Genomic DNA, 22516 nt, shown 5'->3' on the forward strand with positions numbered 1-22516 from the left:
AACCTCAGAAACTTAGCAACTCAGAACCTTAGTTACTATTTTTTAACAATCAACAAAGGTATTGAAATTTTATGTCTCAATTTGTCTACTGTTGTACCAAATAAAATATCTTTTAATCCAGTGTGGCCGTGGGTTCCCATAACCAGAATGTCAAAATTTCCCTGGTTGATAATCTTCGGGATCACAGCGTTAGGTTTTCCAAAACCGAGTTCTGTCTCGATCCTGAATCCCTTCTGCGAAAGCATCTCTTTATATTCTAATAATAATTTTTCATCAATAGTCGTTTCGTGATCGTCAACATGAACTCCATACATTAATGCGCCAACAGTTTCTACAATGTGAATTAAGGTGTATTGCGCCTCGATTCCGCCCAATTCAAAGGCATTGTTAAGTGCAGCTTCATCAGCTTTAGAAAAGTCGACTGAAATCGCTATGTTTTTCTTGCCGTAACTTTCTTTTGGTGTATAAACTAATTTTAAATGATGAGGTGAATGGTTTTCGATATTCGATTTTGCTCTTGCGATAAAAGGTTTTGCAATGATATATAATAGTAGGGCAAGAAATCCAAAAGCGAGCGGAACGACCGTTAACCATAGAATTGTTGGATGACTGGAGTTTTTCAACCATGAAGTGATTTCATCATAAACCAGTTTTGCATTTAATGAAACGATAATCAAAGCAATAATCCAGGCAGCAACCTGAGTTGTTTTAGAAATATGGAATCCTTTCATTTTGGTTTTATCACTCACAAAGTGAATTAGCGGAATAATCGCAAACCCCAATTGTAAACTCAAAATAACCTGACTCAAAATTAGAAGTTTTCCTGTTACGCTTTCTCCATAAATTAAAATCACGATTACTGCCGGAACAATGGCAATTAAACGCGTAATAATACGACGGACCCAAGGCTGAATTCTCAGGTTCAGATAACCTTCCATTACAATTTGTCCGGCTAAAGTTCCGGTTACGGTTGAGCTTTGTCCGGCAGCAATCAAAGCAACGGCAAATAATATTGGTGCCCATTTAGTTCCCAGCAACGGTTCTAAAAATTGATGTGCGTCCTGAATTTCTGCAACTTCAAACATTCCGTTTCTATAGAATGTAGCTGCAGCCAAAATCAAAATAGCAGCATTTACAAAAAAGGCAAGGTTTAAGGCTATTGTAGAATCTATGAAATTATATTTCAGAGCTTGTTTGATTCCTGCAGGAGTTCTGTCAAATTTTCTGGTTTGAACTAAAGAGGAATGCAAGTATAAATTGTGCGGCATTACCGTTGCACCAATAATTCCAATGGCAATATATAAAGCTGCTGAGTTTGGCATTGAAGGAATAAGTCCGTAAAGCACTTTGTCCAGTTCCGGTTCTGCAAAAATCATTTCAAAAATAAAGGAGAAACCAATAATAGCAACCAGAACAATAATAAAAGCTTCCATTTTTCGGATTCCTTTATTGATTAGGAATAATAATAAAAAGGTATCTAAAACGGTAATTAAAACACCTTCGATAAGCGGAATATCAAAAAGCAAGTTGATCCCGATCGCCATTCCTAATACTTCGGCTAAATCACAGGCGGCAATGGCTATTTCTGCCAGAAAATATAAAATATAATTAATGAACTTCGAATATGTTTCACGAGAAGCCTGTGCTAAGTCGCGTTGTGTTACAATTCCAAGTCTTGCGCTTAAACTTTGTAAAAGTAAAGCCATTAAATTACTCATTAGCAAAACCCAAAGCAAAGAATACCCAAACTGACTACCGCCAGCAATATCTGTTGCCCAGTTTCCAGGATCCATATATCCTACGCTTACTAAATATGCCGGGCCTAAAAAGGCTAATATTTTTCTGAATCCTGTTTTTTTATGCTCTGTTGCAACCGATTGGTGAACTTCTTCTAAAGAGTTGGTCATTGTAAAAATGTTGTTTTAACAAATATATATAAAAATTACATTCGTAAAACAATATTTTTAGGCAAGTCTAAAACTTAAATGTTAGAATTCAAACAATTTGGACATAATCCTGACAACGTAAAGTTTATATCATTGACTTTATAATTATGAGGGATAATGTAGCTTGGCTTTACATTTTCAAGACATGTTATCTCTAAACAATTTTCACAACTAAAATGAGCATGATTATGAATATGTACACGTTGGGCATGATGATGACATTTTGCATACTTAACCGTACCGTCAAGATTTACAATTTTGTGAATAATATCATCATTTACCAATCGTTCTAAAATTCTATAAATTGTAACCCTGTCACACAAATCTCCCGTTTGTTTTTGAATTTCGGCATGTGAAAGCGCGGTTTTAGAATTGCCAAAAATCTCTAAAATGGCTGTCTTTGCTGCTGTATTTCGTGTTGTTTTCATTTTATTGTAATTAAAAATATTATCGCAACAATGTTGCAATTAAAATAATCTTGTATATTTGCAACAAAATTGCATTAAGCAAAAGTACTGAAAATGAAGAAAACAAGCACACCCTTTTATGATATTTTAGGAATTTCGAGCGCGACTATTTGTTTAGTTCATTGTTTGGTTTTTCCGCTTCTTACTATTTTGCCTTTAGGTTTAAGTCACAATCCATTTATTGATTTACTTTTTGCGACCATCGGACTCTTTGCAATTGTAAAGATAATTAAGAAATCAAACCTTTTGATTTCTTCTATTCTGATTATTTCAATGGCTTTAATATGGATCAGTGTTTTAAGCGAGATTGTTCTTGATATTCATCTCGACCTAATTTTTATTGGCGGAATAGGAATGATCATTGGACATTTAATTAATTACAAATTACATAAAAATAGCAATCATTAAATATAAAATTATGATACAAGAAACAGATTTTGAAGTAATTATTGTTGGAGGAAGTTACAGCGGACTTTCGGCTGCCATGAGCTTAGGACGTTCGCTGCGACAGGTTTTAGTGATTGACAGTGGATTGCCCTGCAACAGACAAACGCCACATTCGCATAATTTTATTACACATGATGGTGAGAAACCTGCCGTTATTTCGGCAAAAGCCAAAATACAAGTAGACTTTTATGATACTGTCCAATTTTATAACGGACTTGCCATAAGTGCTGTTAAAACTGAAAACGGCTTTGAAATCAAAACTGAATCAGGAAAAATCTTCACCTCTAAAAAACTATTATTTGCAACAGGAGTAAAAGATTTGCTTCCGGAAATTCCAGGATTTGCTGAATGCTGGGGAATTTCGGTTATACATTGTCCGTATTGCCACGGTTATGAAGTCAAAAAAGAAAAAACTGCCATTATTGCGAATGGCGAAATGGGATTTGAATTTGCCAAACTGATTTCTAATTGGACAAAAGATCTCAGCGTATTAACCAATGGAAAATCGACCTTATCTCCGGAAGAAACATTGATCTTGCAACAACATAATATTGATATTATTGAAGATGAAATTGATTCTTTTGAACATGAAAATGGAAATATTGAGAATATTGTTTTTAAAAACCAATCAAAAATCACAATAAAAGCTATTTATGCCAGACCTCCTTTTGAACAGCATTGTCATTTACCGGAAAGTTTAGGTTGCGAATTGACCCAACAAGGTTTGCTGAAAGTCGATGCCATGCAAAAAACAAATATTACCGGAATCTATGCGAGCGGCGATTGCACAACTCAAATGCGATCTGTGGCAATTGCGGTTTCTACAGGATCTTTTGCGGGAGCAGTAATTAATAAAGAGCTTATTGACGAAAATTTTTAAGCTTTTTTGCATAGGAATAATATTGAATTACAAATGGGCTTTAGTCAAACTTATAAGATTTGACTAAAGCTTTTTTCGGTGCTGTTTATATTCTCATTCAGCTAAAGCTGCACGCTTTTCAAGCTTAATAAAAACTTTTTCGCCTTATTTCAATTTGCTTAAATAGAAATATAACATATTGAAGTGAATTGAATTATAAATTTATAAATGTAAAGTCATTATTTGTCAAATTTAATTTTTAGTTTTGTCTAAATTTAATTTTATAATAATGAAAAAACTATTTTTGATATTGCTTTTGTTTGGTTTACAAATTTCGTTTGCACAAGAAACTACTTCTATTTCAGGTTTTGTATCTGGTGAAGGACGGAAATTGCAGCTGGTAAATGTTCATTTATTAGGAACAAAATACAAAGCAGTTACGGATAGTTTGGGATATTATAAATTAGAAAATGTTGCGATTGGCAATTATACCGTTCAGGTTTCTCAAATGGGATTTCAGACTTTGAAAAAGAAAATAGAAGTCATTAAAGATTCTATTCAGTCGTATGATTTTGAATTGACGGATAACGAAAACCAACTGAACGAAGTTGTGGTTTCCGGAACTTTAAAAGCGGTAAAAAGATTGGAAAGTGCTGTTCCGGTTGAGGTTTATTCACCGGTTTTCTTCAAAAGAAACCCAACTCCAAGTATTTATGAAGCACTTCAGAATATAAACGGTGTGCGTCCGCAGCTGAATTGTGGTGTTTGTAATACGGGAGATATTCACATTAACGGATTGGAAGGACCTTATACTCTGGTTTTAATTGACGGAATGCCAATTGTGAGCAGCCTTTCAACGGTTTATGGTTTATCCGGAATTCCTAATTCACTAGTAGAACGTATCGAAATCGTAAAAGGTCCGGCATCTTCTCTTTACGGAAGTGAAGCTGTTGGAGGTTTGATTAACATTATTACGAAGAATCCAATAAATGCGCCTTTGTTTTCGGCAGATGTTTTTACGACTTCATATTTAGAAACGAATGTTGATTTGGGAATGAAATTTAATCCAACAAAAAAATCGACAACGCTTTTAGGAGTCAACTACTTCGATTACAATCAGATTGTGGATAAAGATAAGGACGGATTTACTGATGTGACACTTTCGCAAAGGATTTCAGTTTTTAATAAATGGAGTTTTCAAAGGGAAAATAATCGTTTGTTTACAATCGCAGCACGAGGAATGTACGAAGATCGATGGGGCGGAGACGTACGTTGGGGAAAGAAGTATCGTGGAGGTGATGAAATTTACGGCGAAAGTATTTATACCAAAAGAGGCGAATTGATAGGAAGTTATCAATTGCCATTTGAAGAAAAACTAATGCTTTCGTTCTCAGGAAATGTACATTATCAGGACAGTCGTTATGGAACAACTTCATACATTGCCAATCAAAAAATAGGTTTCCTTCAATTAACCTGGGATAAAAAGATTGGCCGCAATGATTTTCTTGCCGGAATTGCCAATCGATATTCATATTATGACGATAATACTACATCCACAAAAGAAGCGGAAAGTACGTGGCTACCGGGAATTTTTATTCAGGATGAAATTACGCTTTCTCCAAAAAGTCAGGTTTTGTTAGGAATGCGTTATGATTATAATTCGATTCACGGTTCTATTTATACGCCAAGAGTAGCGTATCGATGGAAAGCGAATGAAAACACGATTTTCCGTTTCAATGCCGGAACAGGATTTCGTGTCGTGAATTTATTTACCGAAGATCACGCTGCACTTACAGGTTCGAGAGATGTTGTGCTTAAAAGCAATTTAAAACCGGAACAGTCTATAAATGCGAACTTGAATTACATTCAGAAAATAAACTTTACTAACGGAATTTTTATAGGCATTGAAACAACGGCTTTTTATACCCGTTTCAGCAATAAGATTATATCAGATTATGAAACTGATCCTAATAAAATCGTCTATGACAACATTAACGGTTATGCCATAAGCCAGGGAATCAGCACGAATGTTGATGTTAACTTTCCAACAGGATTAAAAATGATTTTAGGCGCAACGGTTTTAGACAACAAAAATGTTGAAAACGGAATCTCACAAACTCCTTTTTTAACCGAAAAGTTTACAGGAACCTGGAGCATTTCATATAAAATAGAGCCTTGGAATTTATTACTGGATTATACAGGCAACGTTTACAGTCCAATGAAATTGCCTTTACTGAGTGATTTAGATCCAAGAAGTCCAAAATCGCCTTGGTATAGTATTCAGAATATTCAGTTTACTTATTTTGGATGGAAGAATTTTGAATTATACGGCGGTATAAAAAACCTGTTAAACTTTACGCCAAAACAGAATAATCCGTTTTTGATTTCCAGAACCCAGGATCCTTTTGATAAAAATGTTCAATATGATTCGGCCGGAAAAGTTTTGGTTACACCGGATAATCCGTACGGTTTGACTTTTGATACGACTTATGTGTATGGACAAAACCAAACCATTCGCGGTTTTTTTGGTTTGAGATATACTTTGAGGTAAATTTAATACCACAGATTATATGGATTTAAATGGATTTCTTTGGTACATAGATTGCCCACGGATTTTACTGATTAAACGGGTTTTCACGGATTTTTATTTTTGACTAACATTTGTCAGGCTGAGCGAAGTCGAAGCCTGCTACAATTTACAAGCCTTCGACTTCGCTCAGGATGACAATAGGAGTTAAATCCTTTTTATTTCCGCAGACAATAAAAAACAAATGAAAAAGCTAATACTATTTATAATCTTCTTCAGTATAACTTCAACAGGATTCTGCCAACTCAAAGGCAGATCTTTTGAGGTCGTTGATAGTTTACAGCAAATTCAAAAGAAAAAAATAATTGTTTTTATACATACAGATTGGTGTAAGTTTTGTCAAAGAATGAAGCAAACGACTTTCAAAAATCAGGAAATCATCGAAAAACTGAACTCAGATTTTTATTTTGTCGATTTTAATGCCGAAGAAAAACGAGATGTTAGGTTTAACAATCAAATATTTAAATATAAACCTTCGGGAAATAATGTAGGCGTTCATGAATTGGCTTTGCAATTAGGAACTATAAACAATCAAATCGTATATCCGGTTTTGTGTGTTTTGAATGAAAAACGAGAAATTATCTTACAATATAATAACTATCTTAATCCAAAGGATTTTAAGGCTCTTTTAGAAAAATTGAGTGAATAAAATTCATTATTTTTGAGAATGAATTCTTCGCAAATCCAACACTTCAGTTACATCTTTACCGGAACGGGTTTATCTGCCTTGATGACCGTTTATAAAATGGTATTGTCCGGGAAATTCTCTAATAAATCCATTTTACTGTTAGACCAGGATTCAAAAAAAACAAATGACAGAACCTGGTGCTTTTGGTCAAAAGAGGAAACGTTATGGAATTCGATTGTTTTCAAAAAATGGGATTCGGCTTTGTTTGCCTATGAAGATTTTAAACGGGATTTAAATCTCGAACCCTATAAATACAATCAAATCAAAGGATTGGATTTTTATAATTTTGTTTTCGAAACTCTTTCTAAATATTCAAATATTACTTTTTCAAATGAAAAAGTAACAGATATCAACGAACTTGAAACGCATGTTTTTGTAGGTACTGAAGTGAACAGATATACTTGTGATTATTTATTCAATAGTATTTATACCAAAGCTTTTGCTTTAAGTCAAACGAAATATCCGGTTTTGCAACAACACTTCTTGGGCTGGTTTGTAAAAACCGAAGTTGAGGTTTTTAATCCTGAAGAGGCAACATTCATGGATTTTTCGGTTGAACAAAGAGGCAATACACGTTTTATGTATGTTTTGCCAATTTCTAAAACCGAAGCTTTAGTTGAATATACGTTGTTTTCAGAAAATCTGCTTTCAAAAGAAGAATATGAAAACGAGATTCAGATTTACTTAAAGAACTTAGGAGTTGATCGATATGAAATTATTGAGAAGGAACAGGGAAGTATTCCTATGACATCTTATCCTTTTTGGAAAAAAAATACCAAACGTGTTCTAAATATAGGAACTGCCGGCGGATGGACAAAAGCTAGTACGGGTTATACCTTTAGAAATTCGGATAAAAAATCTGATAAATTGGTTGAGTTTCTTTCCGTCACTACTCCTGAAGCTTCGGGATCGCTCAGAATGTCATCTTTCTATAAAAAAAACCGATTTTGGTTTTATGATTTATTGCTTTTGGATATTCTGCATCGCCATAATGAATTGGGAAGTGTTATTTTTTCATCCATGTTCAAAAAAGGAAATCCTGCTCTGATCTTTACTTTTCTGGATGAAGAAACCAGTTTATCAGAAGATCTAAAAGTGATTTTAAAATGTCCTAAAATGCCGTTTATCAAAGCGTTGTTTCGGGTGATGTTCAAAAAAAAAAAATGTTTAGGCATATTGTAGCAGATCTTCTTTTCGTTTTTATTAGTATAAAATTCAAATAAAAACGGGTGCTTATCAGTCTAAATCCGCAAAATCTGCGGGCAATTTATAAAACAGCAAAATATCAATCGAACTATAACAAAACTTTATACTTCAAATTAAGTAGTTGCGAGTAAACTTTGTAACTTTGCAGTTCAAAAGTAAAATTTAAAAATAAAGAAATATGTATCCAGAAGAAATGGTAAAACCAATGCAAGCTGAATTAACAGTTGCAGGTTTTCAAGATTTACATAGTGCTGACGCTGTAGATAATGCTATCAAAGCTGAAGGTACCACTTTAGTTGTTGTAAACTCTGTTTGTGGTTGTGCTGCAAGAAATGCACGTCCGGGAGCAAAAATGAGTTTAGAAGGAGCTAAAAAACCAGATCACTTAATTACTGTTTTTGCTGGCGTTGACAAAGAAGCTGTAGATGCTGCAAGACAACATATGTTCCCTTTTCCTCCATCATCGCCATCTATGGCTTTGTTCAAAAACGGAGAATTGGTTCACATGTTAGAGCGTCACCACATCGAAGGTCGTCCAGCTGAATTAATCGCTGAGAACTTGCAAGACGCGTTTAACGAGTTTTGTTAATTTTTAAGCTGCTGAGGTTCTAAGTAACTAAGGTTATAAGTTTATATAAAGACTGTCTTTTAGGCAGTCTTTTTTATTTAAAGCTAATAGCTGTCCAAAAGTATGCCGCTACCATCTGGGTTAAAAATTAAACTATTTAAAATGTTTAAATCTTATTTTAGAGTTTTAGCGAAAACTTAGAAACTTAGAGTCTTTGCATCTTAGAACCTTATTTAGTACCTTTGCCGCTTAAAAAATAATTTCTAAACTTAAAAACTGTTTATAGCATGCAACTGTATAACACTTTAAGCGCAGAAGAAAGAGCCATCATGATCGATGATGCCGGTAAACAACGACTAACGTTGTCTTTCTATGCGTATGCCAAAATTCAAGATCCCAAAAAATTTCGCGATGATTTATTTGTAGCCTGGAATAAGCTCGATGCTTTAGGCCGAATTTACGTTGCCACTGAAGGAATAAATGCTCAGATGAGTATTCCTGAAGAAAATTTGGAGACTTTTAGAGCAACTCTGGAAGTTTATGATTTTATGAAAGGCATTCGGTTGAACGAAGCGGTTGAACATGATGATCATTCATTTTTAAAACTAACTATTAAAGTTCGTGATAAAATCGTTGCCGACGGTTTAAACGACGAAACTTTTGATGTAACTAATATTGGCGTTCACTTGAAAGCCAAAGAATTCAACGAAATCCTTGATGATCCAAACACGATTGTAGTAGATTTTAGAAATCATTACGAAAGTGAAGTTGGTCATTTTAAAGGTGCAATTACTCCGGATGTTGAAACATTTAGAGAAAGTTTACCAATAATAAACGATCAGCTTCAAAATCATAAAGAAGATAAAAATCTGGTAATGTATTGTACCGGAGGAATTCGTTGTGAGAAAGCCAGTGCTTACTTTAAACATCAGGGTTTTAAAAATGTTTTTCAGTTAGAAGGCGGAATCATCAATTACGCGAAACAAATTGAAGCAGAAGGTTTAGAAAGTAAATTCATTGGAAAAAACTTTGTATTTGATAATCGCCTTGGTGAGAGAATTACCGAAGATATTATTTCGCAATGCCACCAATGTGGAAAACCTTGCGACAATCACACCAATTGCGAAAATGACGGATGCCATTTGTTATTTATTCAGTGTGATGAATGTAAAACTGCCATGGAAAACTGCTGCTCTACAGAATGTCTTGAGGTTATCCATATGCCTTTGGTAGATCAGGTAAGATTAAGAACCGGAAAGCAAGTTGGAAATAAAGTTTTCAGAAAAGGAAAATCGGATAGTTTGAAATTCAAGCATTCCGGCGAATTACCAAATACTGCCTTAGCTACTGCAGAAAAACCACTTGATATTCGCCAGAAAATAAAAGTTAAAAAAGTACTTATTGGTAAAGCGGAGCATTATTATGTAAAAGCACAAGTTGGTCTTTTTACTATTGAAAATCAGGAATTAAATGCAGGTGATAAAATCTTAATTTCCGGACCAACTACAGGAAATCAGGAATTGATTTTACACAAAATGATCGTTAATGAAGCAGAAGCCACTACTGCTAAAATTGGTGATCGTGTTACTTTTGAAGTCCCATTCAGAATAAGATTGTCAGATAAAATATATAAGATTTTAGAATAAAATTAGTATTAGTGCGAAACTTTAGCACGTTCAAATACCACATAAAGTTAATTTTTAGAGAAAAAAATAAGCTTTAAATTAATTCCAATGACAATAAATAATAAAATTGAACTTATGGCTCCCGCCGGGAGCTTTGAGTCACTTCAGGCTGCGCTCGATAATGGCGCTGATTCGATCTATTTTGGTGTAGAACAACTCAATATGCGTGCGCGTTCAACGGTAAATTTTACTATGGATGACTTGCATGAAATTGCCAATCGTTGCGAAGCTAAAAAAGTACGAAGTTATCTTACTTTGAACACGATTATTTACGATCATGATTTATCTGTTGTAAAAACATTGCTGAATAAAGCTAAAGAAGCAAATATTACCGCTGTGATTGCATCTGATCAGGCAGTAATTGCTATGGCAAGAACGATTGGTATGGAAGTTCATATTTCAACACAATTGAATATAACCAACATTGAAACGATAAAGTTTTACAGTTTGTTTGCTGATACTATGGTTTTAAGTCGTGAATTAAGTTTACGTCAGGTAAAAAGTATCACAGATCAAATTGTGAAAGAACAGATAAAAGGCCCAAACGGGAATTTAGTAGAAATAGAAATCTTTGGACATGGAGCTTTGTGTATGGCAGTTTCTGGAAAGTGCTATTTGAGTCTGCATTCGCATAATTCATCTGCAAATCGTGGAGCCTGCAAACAAAACTGTCGTAAAAAATATACCGTTATTGATCAGGAAACAGGTTTCGAAATCGAACTGGATAATGAATATATGATGTCACCTAAAGATTTATGTACACTGGATTTTCTTGATCAGGTAATCGATTCCGGAATTCAGGTCTTAAAAATAGAAGGTCGCGGTCGTGCTCCTGAATATGTGGCAACAGTAATCAAAACGTATCGGGAAGCTATTGATGCCTATTATGGTAAAACATTCTCTAAAGAGAAAGTTTCTATTTGGATGGAAGCATTGAATGCGGTTTACAATCGTGGCTTTTGGTCTGGATATTATTTAGGACAGGAATTAGGAGAGTGGAGTGATATTCCTGGATCTGCTGCAACACAGAAAAAGGTTTATGTGGGAAAAGGAACCCATTATTTTCCCAAAGCAGAAGTAGGACAATTTAAAATCGAAGCTTACGATATAAAAATTGGAGACAAGATTTTAGTTACCGGTCCAAGTACAGGTGCTAAGGAAATGGTAATTGATGAAATGTTTGTAAATGATATAGTGTCTGAAAAAGCAACAAAAGGGGATGACTGCACTTTTAAAATGCCTTTTCGAATCAGAATGTCTGATAAATTATATAAAATCGTCGAGGCATAATGGTTATCATAACATTACAAAGAGATAAATGTATCGGATGCAATTACTGTGTTGAAATGGATCCGGTACATTTTCAAATGTCAAAGAAAGATGGAAAATCAGTTTTGCTTCATTCAAAGGAGGCAAAAGGATTTTTTACTTTAAAATCGAATAATCACGCTCTTGCTGAAGGTTTTGAACTGGCTGCGAAAGCCTGTCCGGTAAAAATTATAACGGTTAAGGAGACTTAGAATTAAAACAAACCCTATTTTGTAGTAATGCAAAATAGGGTTTGTTTTGTCTTAGAAACTTTCTTTATTAAATGCCTATTTTGGCATCGATATTATGCTTTTCGACATATGCCTTTGCGACATTCATTAATTTTGTAAACTTGGTTTCTATATCATTTTGAGTTGAGGCATCAAAATCTACTATTGCTTTTTCTATTTGTTCTGGTGAAGCTTTTTCATCCTTCATTTTGGCAATTGGCAAATATCCTTCTTTCTCTTTAGCAATTGCATAAGAGAATAAATCTTTTGATGCTTGAAGAAGTTCTCGATTATCATCATCTTCCTTTATATCTTTGATATTTTTCAACTGAGTTTCTAAATTGGAGATATCAAATTTAAAATAATCGTAATAGGAAGATGGAATCATCTTTTTTTGGGCTTCATCATAAATCTGAGGTTCAGATGCCAGTTTAAAATTAATATCCTTACTGCCAAAACGGGATAATAAATTCGAATTTAGCGCGGCTATTTCAAAAGTTTTTTCTGGGGAAAGCTTTGTACAAGAGGTAAGAACTAAACTTGCAGCGATTAATACTAATATGATGGAATTATTTAATGTCTTTTTCATTTTTTAAATTTGTTATTTATCCTTTTAAAATTTTACTTTTCTCAACGTCAAATTCTTCAGAAGTTAAAATTCCGGCATCCAAAAGTTCTTTTAAATCCAATAATGCCTTTTTCTTTCCTTCCATAGAATTTCCTGAATCTGCTTTTTGTGGTTCTTCTTTCTGAATTGGTGTTATTACAGTTCCAGATGGTGCATATTTCAAAATCAATTCTGTAATTTCATTAAAGCCTTTTACATTCGAATAATCAATTGCTTTTTGCTCTTTTACATTTACAATGGATGCGTCTGCTTTGTTATCGAGTAAATATTTGACAACATCTTTCTTTCCGTTTGCAGCGCTGTAATGCAAAGGAGTATTCCCGGATTCGTCCTGAATGTCGATATTTGCCCCAGCTTCGATTAGTAATTTTACCATACTCAAATTGCCTTTTTTAGTAGCAATATGCAAAAGACTTTCACCACCATACGTATAAGAATTGTTGAGGGTAAAACTAGATTCGTTAGAAATGTTAGTAGCGCTTACAATCCAATCCAGATAATCATTCATAGAAGAAGTGTCGCTGGCCAAAGGTTTGCTGTAGTTCACGTCAACTCCATTTTCTAAAAACAAAGAGACGATTTCCTTTTGATTATTTGCGCAAGCGTACCAGATAGGAGAGTAGCCGTTATTGTTTGATGTGAATACATCAGCTCCTCTTTCTACTAAAAGTTTAGCAAGCATTCTGTTAGTTTCATAGCACGCAATCAATAAAGCATTTTCTCCGGAATGATTGACATGATTTATAGCAGCGCCATGGTCTAAAAGTAAAGTTACAACCGGGATCGATTTGGTGTAACAAGCATGAAGCAGTGGTGTGTTTCCTTGTTTATCTGTAACATTAATATCGGCTCCTTTGTCTAAAAGCAACTGAATAATTTCACGGTTTAATTTTGTTGAAGCTAGTAAAAGCGGAGTTTCTCCGTTGTTATTGAGTAAATTAACATCAATTCCTGCTTCAAGCAACTTTGTTGCAATTTCTGTTTGAGCAGTTTGAACTACTAAATGCAAAAGACTGTTTCCCGATTTATCATTTTTGGTAATTTCAGCGCCATTTTCTAAAAGATATAAAGAGGTTTGCTTTTGCTTTTGAAGACAAGCAAAAAACAATGGCGTTTCTCCCTGATGATCTTCATAATTAATATCAGCACCATCTTCCGTTAAAATTTTTACAATATCAAGATAACCTCTGTGAGCTGCATAGTGAAGGGCAGTTCTTCCTTTTTCATCTGTATATTTTACGTCCACTTCCTTGTTTTGAAGCAGTAATTCAGCTATTTTTCTGTTGCCGTTTTCACAGGCAATTATAAATGACATTGACATATAAGTGGTATTTTGTATAATTCAGTTTACGATTTCATTAAAAGTTCGACCGTTTTAATTTTTAGATTATCTCCGGATGCAAGCATTAAAGCGGTTTCATCTTTATCATTGGTAATCGAAATATCTACTCCCTGATCTAAGAGCAGTTTCACTTTTCGATAGGTTTCTTTTGCCATTTCTGCATCATAATTGACATTATACGCGCAAACTTTATGCAAAATTGTGTTTCCCTGATTGTCTTGTTCATTCACATCTAAAGAAACATTTTCTAAAACCGATTTTAAAATGTCTGATTTCTTTTCCACAATAAAATCAATCCCCGATTTTGGCTGACCATAATATTGAGCGCAGAAATTTACATCGGCACCATCTGATAGCAATCTTTCTAAAAAGGTAATATCGCTTGGCGAGCCCGAAACAGAACTGATGAAATGAGTCAATAAAGTGCGACCGTCTTTGTTTACAATATTAAAATCAGGTGAAGAAACTGTTGCTAACGCATCATACATATCAAAAGAAAACTGTTCAGCAACAGCATAATAAAAAGCGTTATTGTTGAGGTTGTCTGTTTCGTTTGCATCCGCATCATTTTCAAGTAGGAAAGGAACAAAATCTTTCTTGCTTCTTTTAATAGCACAGATTAACGGAGTTGTACCAACGATGTTTTTTTCGTTAATGTCGAGACCATTATCTAAAAGAATGGCTATGTATTCTTTTACTTTATCTGTTTCAAGACCATAAGTGTTCAAAATAGTATAGATAAAATTTTCTCCTGCATTATTTTTATATTGAACATTCGCCCCAAAATCATCAATCAGAGTTTTAATGATTTTTGGAGATGCATTTTTTTCAAGAAAATAACCAAGTAACGTTTTATCGCTTATTTCATCATTAATGTTTTCCATTTTTGACATCAATTCTTTGAAAAAAGCAATCGATTCATCGTCATCTTTTACTCCGGTTAAAGAATTAAAAATCGATTTGTCAAAACTATCCAATTCATAGATATCAGTTTCAATAAAACCGGCTTTAATTAATTTTTCAATGAAATCAATTTCTTTGGCTGTAATAATTTTGGCTGTGATTTGAGAAAAATTGTTTTTAAGATATTGATCGTTAAAAGTTTCGCCATTGTTTAGGCATTCTCTGGCCTCGTCAAATTTTCCCTGGAAAAGGAAATTTTCAATTTGGTTTTGTGTTTGCATTTGAAGTGGTATTAAATGAAAAATTATGTTTAGCGAAGTCAAGATTAATAATAATTGACTTCACAAACTATGTTGTAAGATAAAACATAAAATTGAGAAATATATTTCAAGATGAAAATTAAAAAAGATTTATATACATTAGATTTTTTAGATCAAGTAATAGATTCCGGAATTCAGGTTTTAAAGATTGAAAGCCGCGGTTGTGCACAACGAATATCAAAACGTATCGCGAAGTTCCAAACGTCAAAAAAAGGGAAATTAGTTTTACTTCATTCAAAAGAGGCAAAAGTTTTTTTTACTTTAAAATGTCCTAATCATATTATTGTAGAAATTTTTGAATTGGCAGCGAAAGCTTCTCCATTCAAGATTATTACAATTAAAGAAACTTAGAAAAAAGTCTTCTTAAAAAGACAAAGCCCATTCTATAATCTAGAATGGGCTTTCTTGTATTTAAATATGTTTTGGGATTAATAAATGAATTTTAATAATGTACAGGACTTTGTGTACAGGAACAGTTGCTGATTCCCCTAAGGAAATCAATGCCAATGGTTACCACATGTGTCCCGGAGTTGTAGGCTCCGAGCTGGTTGAGTGATGCCTGGTAGGAATATCCAAAATAGAATTCATTTTTTTTAAAGCCCGCCATTGGCCCGATCATCAGGGGTTCTAGTGGCTGATCGTTCAGGAAACGGTAGGACACGCCAATCCAGAAATAATCTTCGTAGCGGTTGTATTGTCGGTATTTAAAATTTATGTCGGTACTGGAACGCTTGTCACTGGCAAACATTTGGTAATACAGTGATGGTTCAAATTCTACCCTGTTGCTGGCCCCTTTAAAGGTAAACCCGGTATAGACTTGGTAATTTCGAAGCAAACCGGGTTCTATACCGGTAAACTGGTCTATTTTTTTCTCGAGTATATTGCTGATATTAAAGCTCAGGAAATACCCTTTGTTTCTGTATAATGCGCCTATGTCAAAGTTGCTGTTTGCCAGGTAGCGGTTATCGGTAATTCCGGGATCGGAAACCGGGAATTCATAGGTAGGCCTGAACTGTCCGGTATCGATTTTGAAATTATTAAAGTTATAGGAAATCCCAAGGGAGAGGTATTGTTTGGAATAGTAATCCAAAATCAGGTGGTGTGCAAAAGATATTTTTGCCCCCATTTGTTTGGTATATCCGTTGGAGTCGTTGTACAGGGATATTCCTACCCCTGATCGGTCCAAAACCCTGAAATCGGCATATATGGACTGGTTGTCCGGCGCATCCTTAATGCCTACCCATTGTGTGAGCCCGTTGGCGCGTATCCTTAAGTTGTCGCCAATACCGGCAAATGTTGGGGATACCACAAAGGGATTGTCAGCGAGGTATTGTGTAAAGACCGGCAGGTTCAATTCCTGGCTGTACCCTGAGGTTACGGCCATCATTACAATAGATATGATAAATTTTTTCATTGTCTTATAATTTTTAGACACCATTATTTTTGGTTATCTGTAAAGGGTAAAATGTCCAACAAATTCCCTGTTGTCCTTGTTGTCGTTTAGTTTGAATACATACCAGTAATCCCCGGATGACAATTCGTTTCCGTTGTATTTTCCGTCCCATTTCTGACCGTACTTAAAGTTTCCGATGATACGTCCATGCCTGTCAAAGATGGCAAAGGTGAGGTTCTTGTAACTTGTACTGCATCCGGGTCCCCACTGGTCATTGATGCCATCCCCGTTTGGGGTAAAGTGGTTTGGGATACACAGATCGATGTACTGAAAATACCTTGAAACGGTAGCGGTGCATCCGTTTTTATCTGTTATGCCGACCTGGTATACGCCTGATTTGTATATGGTAAACTTGTTTTCGGTGGTGTAAGGTTCTGCTTCAAAGGAATACCTGTAGGGTCCCTGACCGCCATTTGGCGTGGCCAGGATCTGGTTTAATTCCCCATCTTCAATGCTCACTTCCAGAGGAGCGATGTACTGTATGGTAAACTCCTTTGCAGTCCTGGTACAGCCGTTTGAATGTCTGGCCGTTATGGTGTGCTTGCCCGGGGTAAGGTTTGTAAAAACATTGCCCGACTGGTAGGTTCCCCCGTCCAGGGAATAATCCACATCGGCAGGATTGTCAATAGAGGGATCCACTTTTACACTGACCCTGTTGGCAGTGGCATTCTGGACACATTCTGTGCTGATCTCCACAATGGGATTTAGTTTGACTGCATCGGGAAGGATTGCCGAAACCTGGGCTGTACAGCCCAATGCATCTGTGATATAAACCATATGGCTGCCTGCCGAAAGCCCGGTAAGATCGATTATGTTTTGCTGTGGACCGGCTTTTACAAAGGGTCCTTTTTTGCTGTCCAGGCTATAGGTGTAGGGGATGGTTCCTCCCGAGATTTCGATACTAAAGGCACCGTCCTTATCCCCTTGACAGAATTCGGGAAGCAGAGGCTCCAGCACTTTGGCCTGCAGGAGTAAAGGTTCTGTAATGGTCACCTGAACGGAGGTTGTGCATTTATTGCCGTCCGTTACGGTGAAGGTATAATCCCCTGCCATCAGTCCAGTTTGCGGTGGTGTAATGAGATAAGGACCTGTTCCTCCCGATGGGATAATAAGCACGGATCCGCCTGCTTCTCCTTTGCATTCTACATTGAACTGTGTTTTAATGCTGGCAGTAAGTGCTATAGCGGGTTCGGTAATAGTGGCTTTTATTATTGTCTGGCAATTATTATAATCCGTTATGGTAAAAGTATGGACCCCAGCGCTCAGGCCGGTCTGCTGCGGTGTAATTTTATAGGGCGCAGTTCCTCCACTTGGAGTGATGAGAACAGATCCTGTTGCATCGCCTTTGCATTTTACATTTACCTGGCTTTTGAGAGTTGCTGCCAGGACCATAGCCGGCTCGGCAATTGTGGCTTTGATTGTTGTCTTGCAATTGTTATAATCGGTTAGGGTAAAAGTGTGGGTCCCTGCTGCCAGGCCAATTTGTGAGGGGGTAATGTCGTAAGGAGCGGTTCCCCCGCTTGGAGTGATGAGAACAGATCCGTCCGCACCGCCTTTGCATGTTACATCTGCCTGGCTTTGAATTACTGCCTTTAGGGCCATAGCTGGTTCTGTAATGGTTACACGCACTTCTGTTGAACACTTCTGGGTATCGATGACATTAAAAATATAAGCTCCTGCCGTTAAACCGGTTTGTGGCGGGGTGATGATATAAGGGCCTGTTCCTCCCGAAGGGGTAATCAGGACAGATCCGGTTGCATCGCCCTTGCATTTTACATCGACCTGTTTGGCGGATACGGCCGTAAGCACGGCAGGCTGGGTGATATTGACTTGAAGATCTGTTGTACAGCCATTGGCATCCGTTATGGTAAAGGTATGGCTGCCTGCGTTTAGTCCCGTTGTAGAAGGGATTGCATACGGAGCTGTTCCTCCGGAAGGAGTAATCACAACTGATCCGTCTGAGAGGCCATTGCAGGATACATTGACCTGTTTGCCTGAGACCGCTGTAAGCACAGCAGGCTGGGTGATATTGACTTGAACATCTGTTGTACAGCCCTTGGTATCTGTTATAGTAAAGATATGCCTGCCTGCATTTAATCCGGTTGTTGATGGAATCGTATAAGGAGCCGTTCCTCCCAAAGCAGTAATGACTACTGATCCGTCTGAAAGCCCATTACAGGATACATTGACCTGCTTGCCTGAAACTGCAGTAAGGAGAAGAGGTTCTGTAATAATTACGTCAACATCTGTTGTACAGCCATTGGCATCTGTTATGGTAAAAGTATGCCTGCCTGCATTTAGTCCAGTTGTTGAAGGAATGTTATAAGGCGCTGTTCCCCCGGACGCATTGATTTTTACTGATCCGTCTGAAAGCCCATTGCACGATACATTGATTTGTGTAAATACGGTGCTAAGTACTTGGGGTTCTGTAATGATTACTGAAACTTCTGTTTTACAATTATTGCTGTCAGTTACCGTAAAAGTATAATTGCCTGCATTCAATCCCGTTGTTGAAGGAATATCATAAGGCTCTGTTCCCCCGGAGGCAGTAATTTTTACTGATCCGTCTGAAAGCCCATTACAGGATACATTGGTTTGTGTAAATACAGCGCTAAGGGTTTCCGGTTCTGTAATGTTTACTTCCACGTCAGTTGTACATCCCTTGGCATCTGTTATGGTAAAAATATGCGTGCCTGCATTTAATCCTGTTGTTTGGGGAATACCATAAGGCTCCGTTCCTCCAGAAGCATTAATTTCTACTGATCCGTCTGAAAGCCCATTACAGGATACATTGGTTTGTGTAAATACGGCGCTAAGAGTTTCCGGTTCTGTTATATTGACTTCAACTTCTATTGTACAGCCATTGTCATCTGTGATGGTAAAAGTATGCGTGCCTGAGTTTAGTCCCGTTGTTGATGGAATACTATAAGGTTCCTTTCCTCCGGAAGCAGTAATCACAACTGAACCATCTGAATTACCCTTGCACTTTACGTTCGTTTGCGTAAATGAAGTAGTAAGTTCGGTTCCCACGGTTAAATTCAATATCTCATTTGCTGTGCAGCCATCATTAATTTTTACATACGCTCCTGAGGCGTTATAGGTTTCTCCATTTACGGGCCAGGAATATGAGGCTTCAAAGCAAATATCTATTATTGTTGTTACCGGAGTTGGTTTTAATATTAAATTAGCTGTGACAGCTTTTCTGTCTTCAGGTTTGTTTTCGCAATAATCGTCTCCACTTACGGCAATATAATATGTTTTTGAATTATCAAGTATTCCGGTTGAATAAGATGAGGAACTACTTAAAAGTATCGCTTCGCTTGTAGGACCATCATACCAATAAAAATTTGTTCCTGCATTTGATGAGGGGGTTATTGTCGTTTCAGAACCTTCACAGATATCATATATTGACTCTACTTGTATATCATCGGCTTTCGCATGTTGAGTAATTTGTATTGTTGTTTCCTTGCTTCCAGAACAATTCAAGTTATTATTATTATCAATATCGATGCCCGCCTGTGCGTATCGAATTCTATATTTTGTATTGTTAAATAATGATGGAGTTGTGTATTGGTTTGAGGTGGCTCCAATAATATCAACCCAATTTGTGCCGTCAAAATTTTGCCATTGATACGCATAAGTTATGGATGTTGGATTGTTAAGAGTAGCTAATAAAACAGCACTGGTTCCCACGCATATTTTTTCATCAGAGAGAGAAATAGTTACTGCTGGTACACAAATGCTAAACGATACATCATCAAATGCTACATCATTGCCATTACCATTAGTATCTGCCTGACCATTACTTACCCTAACTATTATTGTGTCTAATCCTGCGGGGATATTAAATGATAAGGATAATTCTTTCCAAAGAAGTTCATCATCCGTACTTAATTGTAACTCACTAGAAAGCATCGATTTTAAAATTACACCAGTTAATGGATTTATTAAATCAATTTTGACCATTGGTTTGACAGTAAAGTTTGCATAAGATGACGGTACAAGATTTGCTGCATAAATAGAGAATGTACATAAACTACCCGAACAAAGACCTGAATATTTTTTTTCATAAAAAATGCTTCCTAAAGTAGTGTTCGCATCAAATATCAGCATATAACCATTTCCATTTTTGCCACTAGTATGATCCCCACCCGCTGACCATGCATTGTTGCCCTGTTTGGCATTTTTCATTACACTATATCCATTCTGACCTATGCCCCCGGAAGCGGTATAATTATATGTAGTCGTAAAATCAAGAGGTTTTGGTCCTCTGTCGGAAGTTCCTGTTCCAAAATTATCATCTAGTATTACTTGCAACTCTCCGTTACAAACTAAAGGTGCTGCATTTACAATTAATTCTAATATTTGATCAGCTGTACAGACATCATTTGTTTTACTGTAAATACCTGTTTTAGTATAGGTTTGTCCGTTTACTTGCCAGAAATACGATGTTCCAAAGTTGATGTTTTCTGTTGCGGTTATTGGTAGCGGTTTCGGTGTGATGTTAACCGTTACAGGTTTTATTATAGAGCAACCTTGTAAAGTAGTACTCTTAATATAATAGGTTCCTGCAATTACCCTTGTTGGGTTTACTAAAAGTGAAGTAGCTGCTGCATCACTGTAATAGGTTAGTATATCTGTTGAGTTTCCCTTTGTTGAGATGGTTGGTGCAGTTAAATCAGCTGTACCAAGTGAACATATTGCATCAGGTGTATTGATAGTAAGTGTTGGCAATCCTTCTATTGTTACTTTTAGTGTAGAAGTTGTTTCACATAATTCTGCAAAAGATAAATCATCCAAGGCAAAATCGTTTCCACCGTTTCCAAGTTGTTGATTTATAATGTCTAATGTTATGTTTCCGCTTAATTCGCCACTATCCCATTCTGTATAAAATTGATTCCAACGTCCAACAATTCCACCAGTTAGAGAAGAACCTTCTTGTCTTCCATTTATTGAAAAACTTAGGATTGGAAGGTTATCAGGGCTGCAAGAAGCTAAAAATGCTGAAAAAGCATATTTAGTATGAGGTTTTACTCCTTGTATAGTTTGGGACCAGACTTTTACATTTGCTTCTTCTGCACCATTTACAATCAGCATTTTCCCTGCGCCGCTTGTATGATCTCCCATATTTGGAAAAGCGTGATGAACTGAATTTGGGTTGTTAGCAACTGTAAAGGTTCCTGCATCATATAGCACATTTCCTCCTATGCCACTTTTATAGCTATAATTACTGGTAAAATTACTATAGCCTAGTTCAAAATCTCCATTTATGATTAAATTTTGATTACTAATAGTTTTTAAAACTAATTTGTATTCATCGTAACCTTCTGAAATACCTATTAAATTAGCTGTTAAGGAAGTTGTATTGCTTAATGAAGAATGAGGTGATAGTGGTAAAGTCCATTTTATATCTAAAATTTTGAAGTTTCCTTCAGATAATTGGGCTTTTACAGGGATCGGTAAGCATTGACCTATAATAGGATCAATTGGCTGTAAATTTATTGAAGGACATGTAAATGACTGTGCAGATGCAATTGTAGAAATGCATATTAACAGTATAATTAAAAAAAAAAAAGAGGTTATTTTTTTCATGTTGATAATGAGCTATAGTATGAATATGCTTTAAAAATCTCAAAACACCTATGTCTCATTTTATTTAAGAAAATAAAGATAATCAAAGTATTTAAGGCAGATAATTTTAATATGATTTGATGCTTTGGTTTTTAAAAAATGAATTGGCAAAATTCCTCTATTTAACCCCATTGGATTAATGGTAAAAGACAAAAGAATAACAGAATAGGGTTAATTAAAAAGTGTTTTAATTTTCTTTTTCGTTAAGAATGAGTGATTTACCGCTTTAACATGCCTAAAGAATAATC

At 35.9% G+C, this 22516-nt stretch carries 17 protein-coding genes; 10 read left to right on the forward strand and 7 right to left on the reverse strand.

All coding sequences use genetic code 11. The annotated features are described in order from the left end of the window. Positions 1-35 precede the first annotated feature (35 nt). Positions 36-1907, reverse strand: a complete 1872-nt coding sequence (locus tag BXU01_RS05985) for an Nramp family divalent metal transporter (protein ID WP_083692202.1) — start codon at positions 1905-1907, stop codon at positions 36-38. Between the two features lie 74 nt (positions 1908-1981). Further along, complete coding sequence (locus BXU01_RS05990; RefSeq protein WP_083692203.1) at positions 1982-2374, reverse strand: Fur family transcriptional regulator; 393 nt, start codon at positions 2372-2374, stop codon at positions 1982-1984. A gap of 93 nt (positions 2375-2467) precedes the next feature. Here BXU01_RS05990 and BXU01_RS05995 point away from each other — a divergent pair, with 93 nt between their 5' ends. The 9 genes from BXU01_RS05995 (at position 2468) to BXU01_RS06035 (ending at position 11973) form a co-directional block, all read left to right on the forward strand. Then, complete coding sequence (locus BXU01_RS05995) at positions 2468-2821, forward strand: MerC family mercury resistance protein (protein ID WP_083692205.1); 354 nt, start codon at positions 2468-2470, stop codon at positions 2819-2821. A 10-nt stretch (positions 2822-2831) separates the two neighbouring features. Further along, on the forward strand, positions 2832-3740 hold the full coding sequence (locus BXU01_RS06000; RefSeq protein ID WP_083692207.1) for an NAD(P)/FAD-dependent oxidoreductase: 909 nt from the start codon (positions 2832-2834) through the stop codon (positions 3738-3740). Positions 3741-4008: 268 nt separating this feature from the next. Further along, positions 4009-6270: a TonB-dependent receptor gene (locus tag BXU01_RS06005; protein WP_083692209.1), complete on the forward strand. Its 2262-nt coding sequence runs from the start codon at positions 4009-4011 to the stop codon at positions 6268-6270. A gap of 220 nt (positions 6271-6490) precedes the next feature. Further along, entirely contained in the window at positions 6491-6955 is a 465-nt protein-coding gene (locus BXU01_RS06010; RefSeq protein WP_083692211.1) for a thioredoxin family protein, read from the forward strand. Between the two features lie 18 nt (positions 6956-6973). Continuing rightward, positions 6974-8176: a lycopene cyclase family protein gene (locus tag BXU01_RS06015; protein ID WP_083692213.1), complete on the forward strand. Its 1203-nt coding sequence runs from the start codon at positions 6974-6976 to the stop codon at positions 8174-8176. Between the two features lie 202 nt (positions 8177-8378). After that, positions 8379-8789: a BrxA/BrxB family bacilliredoxin gene (locus BXU01_RS06020; protein ID WP_056247939.1), complete on the forward strand. Its 411-nt coding sequence runs from the start codon at positions 8379-8381 to the stop codon at positions 8787-8789. Positions 8790-9055: 266 nt separating this feature from the next. Next, on the forward strand, positions 9056-10414 hold the full coding sequence (locus tag BXU01_RS06025; protein WP_083692216.1) for a rhodanese-related sulfurtransferase: 1359 nt from the start codon (positions 9056-9058) through the stop codon (positions 10412-10414). Between the two features lie 87 nt (positions 10415-10501). After that, positions 10502-11743 carry a peptidase U32 family protein gene (locus BXU01_RS06030; RefSeq protein ID WP_083692218.1) on the forward strand — a complete coding sequence of 414 codons (1242 nt, stop codon included), beginning with the start codon at positions 10502-10504 and terminating at the stop codon, positions 11741-11743. Then, positions 11743-11973, forward strand: coding sequence for a ferredoxin (locus BXU01_RS06035; protein WP_083692220.1), 231 nt, complete (start codon positions 11743-11745; stop codon positions 11971-11973). The genes BXU01_RS06030 and BXU01_RS06035 overlap by 1 nt, the downstream gene beginning before the upstream one ends. A 67-nt stretch (positions 11974-12040) precedes the next feature. Here BXU01_RS06035 and BXU01_RS06040 read toward each other — a convergent pair whose 3' ends face one another. The 3 genes from BXU01_RS06040 to BXU01_RS06050 are packed head-to-tail and all read right to left on the reverse strand — an operon-like array spanning position 12041 to position 15145. Then, positions 12041-12580, reverse strand: a complete 540-nt coding sequence (locus BXU01_RS06040; protein ID WP_083692222.1) for a hypothetical protein — start codon at positions 12578-12580, stop codon at positions 12041-12043. Positions 12581-12596: 16 nt separating this feature from the next. Next, positions 12597-13940, reverse strand: a complete 1344-nt coding sequence (locus tag BXU01_RS06045; protein WP_083692224.1) for an ankyrin repeat domain-containing protein — start codon at positions 13938-13940, stop codon at positions 12597-12599. Between the two features lie 26 nt (positions 13941-13966). Then, complete coding sequence (locus BXU01_RS06050; protein WP_083692227.1) at positions 13967-15145, reverse strand: ankyrin repeat domain-containing protein; 1179 nt, start codon at positions 15143-15145, stop codon at positions 13967-13969. A gap of 111 nt (positions 15146-15256) precedes the next feature. Between BXU01_RS06050 and BXU01_RS23840 the strand changes: the two genes are divergently transcribed. After that, positions 15257-15535: a hypothetical protein gene (locus BXU01_RS23840; RefSeq protein WP_083692229.1), complete on the forward strand. Its 279-nt coding sequence runs from the start codon at positions 15257-15259 to the stop codon at positions 15533-15535. Between the two features lie 91 nt (positions 15536-15626). Here the strand turns inward: BXU01_RS23840 and BXU01_RS06060 are convergent, their stop codons facing one another. Both BXU01_RS06060 and BXU01_RS06065 read right to left on the reverse strand, forming a co-directional pair. Next, the gene (locus tag BXU01_RS06060; RefSeq protein ID WP_083692701.1) at positions 15627-16598 is read right to left on the reverse strand and encodes a type IX secretion system membrane protein PorP/SprF; all 972 of its coding nucleotides are present in this window, start codon (positions 16596-16598) and stop codon (positions 15627-15629) included. A 33-nt stretch (positions 16599-16631) separates the two neighbouring features. Then, positions 16632-22229, reverse strand: a complete 5598-nt coding sequence (locus tag BXU01_RS06065; protein ID WP_083692231.1) for a T9SS type B sorting domain-containing protein — start codon at positions 22227-22229, stop codon at positions 16632-16634. Positions 22230-22516: the final 287 nt, after the last annotated feature.

Origin of the sequence: [Flexibacter] sp. ATCC 35103 (assembly GCF_001975985.1) — a bacterium.
Classification (GTDB): Bacteria; Bacteroidota; Bacteroidia; order Flavobacteriales; family Flavobacteriaceae; genus Flavobacterium.

Coding starts and splice junctions, on each gene's coding strand:
- BXU01_RS05985 (WP_083692202.1), bottom strand. CDS start 1,907: ATGACCAACTCTTTAGAAGAAGTTCACCAATCGGTTGCAACAGAGCAT.
- BXU01_RS05990 (WP_083692203.1), bottom strand. CDS start 2,374: ATGAAAACAACACGAAATACAGCAGCAAAGACAGCCATTTTAGAGATT.
- BXU01_RS05995 (WP_083692205.1), top strand. CDS start 2,468: ATGAAGAAAACAAGCACACCCTTTTATGATATTTTAGGAATTTCGAGC.
- BXU01_RS06000 (WP_083692207.1), top strand. CDS start 2,832: ATGATACAAGAAACAGATTTTGAAGTAATTATTGTTGGAGGAAGTTAC.
- BXU01_RS06005 (WP_083692209.1), top strand. CDS start 4,009: ATGAAAAAACTATTTTTGATATTGCTTTTGTTTGGTTTACAAATTTCG.
- BXU01_RS06010 (WP_083692211.1), top strand. CDS start 6,491: ATGAAAAAGCTAATACTATTTATAATCTTCTTCAGTATAACTTCAACA.
- BXU01_RS06015 (WP_083692213.1), top strand. CDS start 6,974: ATGAATTCTTCGCAAATCCAACACTTCAGTTACATCTTTACCGGAACG.
- BXU01_RS06020 (WP_056247939.1), top strand. CDS start 8,379: ATGTATCCAGAAGAAATGGTAAAACCAATGCAAGCTGAATTAACAGTT.
- BXU01_RS06025 (WP_083692216.1), top strand. CDS start 9,056: ATGCAACTGTATAACACTTTAAGCGCAGAAGAAAGAGCCATCATGATC.
- BXU01_RS06030 (WP_083692218.1), top strand. CDS start 10,502: ATGACAATAAATAATAAAATTGAACTTATGGCTCCCGCCGGGAGCTTT.
- BXU01_RS06035 (WP_083692220.1), top strand. CDS start 11,743: ATGGTTATCATAACATTACAAAGAGATAAATGTATCGGATGCAATTAC.
- BXU01_RS06040 (WP_083692222.1), bottom strand. CDS start 12,580: ATGAAAAAGACATTAAATAATTCCATCATATTAGTATTAATCGCTGCA.
- BXU01_RS06045 (WP_083692224.1), bottom strand. CDS start 13,940: ATGTCAATGTCATTTATAATTGCCTGTGAAAACGGCAACAGAAAAATA.
- BXU01_RS06050 (WP_083692227.1), bottom strand. CDS start 15,145: ATGCAAACACAAAACCAAATTGAAAATTTCCTTTTCCAGGGAAAATTT.
- BXU01_RS23840 (WP_083692229.1), top strand. CDS start 15,257: ATGAAAATTAAAAAAGATTTATATACATTAGATTTTTTAGATCAAGTA.
- BXU01_RS06060 (WP_083692701.1), bottom strand. CDS start 16,598: ATGAAAAAATTTATCATATCTATTGTAATGATGGCCGTAACCTCAGGG.
- BXU01_RS06065 (WP_083692231.1), bottom strand. CDS start 22,229: ATGAAAAAAATAACCTCTTTTTTTTTTTTAATTATACTGTTAATATGC.